This window comes from Acidithiobacillus sp. TH-A36 (assembly GCF_057473445.1).
The window spans coordinates 1-3,945 of record NZ_JBYCKP010000705.1 but is presented as its reverse complement, the minus strand read 5'-3'; the positions used below and the strand labels follow the sequence as shown (position 1 = coordinate 3,945).

3 protein-coding genes are annotated in these 3,945 nt (G+C 55.7%); all 3 read right to left on the bottom strand.

The annotated features are described in order from the left end of the window. Positions 1-26 precede the first annotated feature (26 nt). The 3 genes from AC2VLY_RS17555 to AC2VLY_RS17545 all read right to left on the bottom strand — a co-directional run bounded on the left by AC2VLY_RS17555 (position 27) and on the right by AC2VLY_RS17545 (position 3,907). Positions 27-572: a helix-turn-helix domain-containing protein gene (locus AC2VLY_RS17555; protein WP_075323287.1), complete on the bottom strand. Its 546-nt coding sequence runs from the start codon at positions 570-572 to the stop codon at positions 27-29. Between the two features lie 259 nt (positions 573-831). Beyond that, positions 832-3,111 carry a nitric oxide reductase activation protein NorD gene (locus AC2VLY_RS17550; protein WP_486892145.1) on the bottom strand — a complete coding sequence of 760 codons (2,280 nt, stop codon included), beginning with the start codon at positions 3,109-3,111 and terminating at the stop codon, positions 832-834. Next, positions 3,095-3,907, bottom strand: coding sequence for a CbbQ/NirQ/NorQ/GpvN family protein (locus AC2VLY_RS17545; protein ID WP_193651300.1), 813 nt, complete (start codon positions 3,905-3,907; stop codon positions 3,095-3,097). Before AC2VLY_RS17545 ends, AC2VLY_RS17550 begins: the two co-directional genes overlap by 17 nt. Positions 3,908-3,945 lie beyond the last annotated feature (38 nt).

Genomic DNA, 3,945 nt, shown 5'->3' with positions numbered 1-3,945 from the left:
GACCCAAAGCAGACAGTCGCCGGAGTTCATTGCGCCACCACAATCAAAAGCACGGATGGCAATTCATGCAAATTATGCCAGTTATGGGAAAGACGCGGGTCATAGTAGACGGCATCCCCCTCATCCAGATCAAAGCTGGAACCTTGCTGTTCAAAGCGCGCGCTTCCCTTGATGAGCATGGCGAACTCTTCCCCATCGGCACTGCTGTAAGGGTGGTCTCCACATTCTCCACCTGCATCCAGCGTGACCAGCAGCGGTTGCATTTTTTTTCGGGAAAATCCTCGTGCCAGTGGTTCAATCGTGGCATGCGACCCTGAACTATAGACCCGACGTCTTTGTCCGGCACGGAGAATGAGCGGGGATGCTTCACTATCCGGTTCATCCAGGAGTGCGGCAATCCTGAGCCCCAATGCGGTGCAAATTTTCTCAAGCGTGGCAATGGAGGGGGAAACCTGCTCAGCTTCAATCTGGGATAGCGCACTGGAAGAGACCCCGGCCATTTCTCCCAGGGCACGCAGGGAAAGTTGTCGGTCTTCGCGAAGCTGACGCAAACGTTGAGCAAGCTGTTTCATGCCCCGGATTGTCCGTTAAAATGGACGGCGTGTCCATATTAACGTATGAAGCTAAAAACGGCAGTTGCCGTGGGTGCTTTGCAGCGACTTTTGTTTTGAGCCGTTGTTGTTATTGGCGAAATCCTGCGCCCGTCAGGAGAGCTGTCTGAGCCCGCAGGGCGAGTTCTCCCCTGACAGCAGGATGAGCCCTAGAACAACAGGCGAGGAACAACGGAGCAAAAAGCACCCACGGCAACTGCCGTTTTTAGGATGAAGGCATTCACCGTGTCAGGCTTAAAAAAATCTCCGGCAATCTTTCCGGCAACGATTCAACCCGATCAATAATGCTGAATCGATTGCCAAAAATTTTTCGTACGTATTCGTCTGCATGCGGATCAAGGCTGATGCAATGGCAAAAAATGCCCTTCTCCTCCAGCTCCAGAACGGCGCGACGGGTATCTGCCAGCAGGTAATCCGGATCATCCACATCGATGTCGGCCGGTTGTCCATCGGTCAGGATCAGCAGCAGGCGCTTGTCGGCAGATTGACCGGACAGATAGTGTCCGGCGTGACGCAAGGCCGCACCCATGCGCGTAGAATAGGCGGCACGGAGCGCTGCGAGCCGTGCGTAGACTGCATCCTGCCAAGGTTCAGAAAATCCCTTGATATGCCAGTAGCGCAACTCATGACGGGTGTTGGAATAAAAGCCGGAAATGGCAAAGGGGTCACCCAGGCGGTCAATCGCCCAGGCTAGCAGTGTAACGGCTTCCTGGGCCAGGGAAAGGATGGTAGGTCCTGAGCCTGTACCCTCAACCGGATCATTCAGCGATTCGGAAAGATCCAGCAGCAGACTCACCGAAAGGTTCCTTCGGGCGTGGCGAAAACTTTCGTTGATGCGCGGATCGACATTCTGTCGGCAGCGATAATCTACCCAGGAACGCAGCGCCCAGTCCAGATCCAGGTCGGATCCTTCTTCCTGACGGCGCAGGCGTTCGCGATCCTGCGGTTTCAGCATATCCAGCAGCCGTTCAAGACGCTTGGCCAAAGCAGCGTGTTTCTGCAATATCTGCAGGATATCGCTGGCAGAACCTTGTGGATGCAGATGCTCGTAGAGACTGACCCAATCCGGTAGGTAATGTTGCGATCGGTAATCCCACTCGGGATAGTGCCGGACCAGCGTCAATTCGTTTTCCGATACCGCTTCGGCCCGGCTGCTTTCTTCCTCGCTTTCCTGATCTCCATCAATGAACTGCCAGAGGTGGCGGTTGTCATCCCGGTAGGACACTTCCGTATCGGTAAAATGAATCCTGGCAAAACTGTCACTCGGCAGGCGTGTCTGAATGAGATATTCCAGGGCGAGTTCCGCAATGCTGCGGGTGCTGCCCGAGCTGTTCAGCATTTGCTCGTGAAAGCGCTGGACAAATTGCCGGAGAACGGGGTTCTGGTAACCATGCTCAGGATCGAGAATGGCGCGGGAAAACAGGGTCAGACGATGACGTATGCAGGATTCCTGCCCGGAATCGCAGGCCTCTTCCTGAGGATGGGGATGTAATTGCAGCATCAGCGCCCGCAGCCCTGGAAAACGCCGCAAAATCAGGGTGTCCACGCGCGCATCTTCAAAATATTCGATGTACAAGCGCTGAAAGGGACTCCAGTTATCGGCAAGGAGGGCCTGACTGTAGCGGCGATGGGCGGCAAGATGGGCGAGGGCCAGACGGTATTGATCCAGGCCCGATATACCCTCCCGATCATGGTACAGGTCCGGCAGATGCATACCCAGGGAATCCAGGTAAGGCTGGGGCCGACGCAGATGATCAAAAGCTTCTGAATAAGGAACCAGCATGGCGGGTTCATCCCAAAGGGCGCGCAGATAGAGGTCCATCTCACGCTCGTGGGTGCGCAGCAGGGTACCGTCGCGCTGTTCCTGAAAAATGGCCCGACTGTCTGCACTTTGCAGGGCAAAATAATCCGCCTGACGTTCGGGGTTACTGGCATAATAGCGCAACCCGTATTCTGCCCAGGTCTGCAGTCCCTCCAGATTCACCTTTTGCAGGAGTTCGGCCGCCAGGCGAATGAATTCAGGCAAGGCACGGCTGGGGAGAATGGCGTGGCGGCCATGGATGGAGGTGCTGCTGCGCTCGGCAATATCCGTCAGCAAATCGAGATAGTCGCGAAGCAGCGTCTGGTTGGGCAAAGCCCGGGTAACGGCAGGAAGCGTCTGGAAAAACAATCCGATAACATCACCATTGGGCGAACGCTGGATTTTCGCCACCCACTGCAAAACCGGATCGATACAGTCGTGACCGGCAGCAGCGACCACTTCCGGCCAGCCTTCCAGAAAGGCCATCACCGGCTCGGCACCCCGCCCCAATTTGCACAAAAAGCGGGCAGCATCTATATAAGCGAACAATTCCTGCTCCTGCCACTGCGCACCGGCAATCGTGAAGCAGTCCGCAAAAACCGCCTGCACTGAGCTAAAAGCACAGTCCAGATGACGCCGCCAGTAGTCCTCGTCGGGCGGAATCGCTGACCCGGTTTCTGCGTCAGTTGAAGGTGGCATCGATGGCATGCTCCAGTGTGCTGCGTATGTCCTCATCATCCGTAATCGGGTCCATCAGCGCCATCCGGCAGGCGCGTGTTGCGGGCACCCCATCGGCAATGAGAGATGCTGCGTAAACCAGCAAGCGTGTCGATATTCCTTCATCCATGCCATGTCCTTTCAGGTTACGGGAACTTTTGGCCAGGGCAACCAGTTGTTCCGCAGTCTGTTCAGGAATACCCACTTCACGGACCAGGATTTCTGTTTCCACCTTTGTTTCCGGATAATCAAAGCGAAAAGCGGCGAAACGCTGCTTGGTGGACTGTTTGAGGTCCTTCATCAAGGACTGATATCCCGGATTGTAGGAAATCACCAGCTGGAAATCGGCGTGCGCCTGAATCAGTTCCCCTTTTTTGTCCAGCGGGAGCTGGCGACGATGGTCAGTCAGGGGGTGGATGACCACGGTACTATCCTGTCGGGCTTCGACAATTTCATCCAGATAGCAGATGGCACCATAGCGAGCCGCCACTGTGAGGGGACCATCCTGCCAGCGGGTCCCCTCTGCATCCAGGAGCCAGCGGCCCACCAGATCTGCAGCGGTCATATCTTCATTGCAAGCCACCGTGATCAGGGGCTTGCCCAGTTTCCAGGCCATGTATTCCACGAATCGGGATTTGCCGCAGCCCGTGGGGCCTTTGATCATGACCGGCAAGCGCCGGGCATAGGCTGCGGTAAACAGGACAATCTCATCCCCTTGCGGATGATAATAAGGTTCCTTGTTGACCATGTAATCGTATACCGGATTACCAGGATTCATGTGCAGATCTCCATTCCAGCGGTAGCTGGAACCACGCA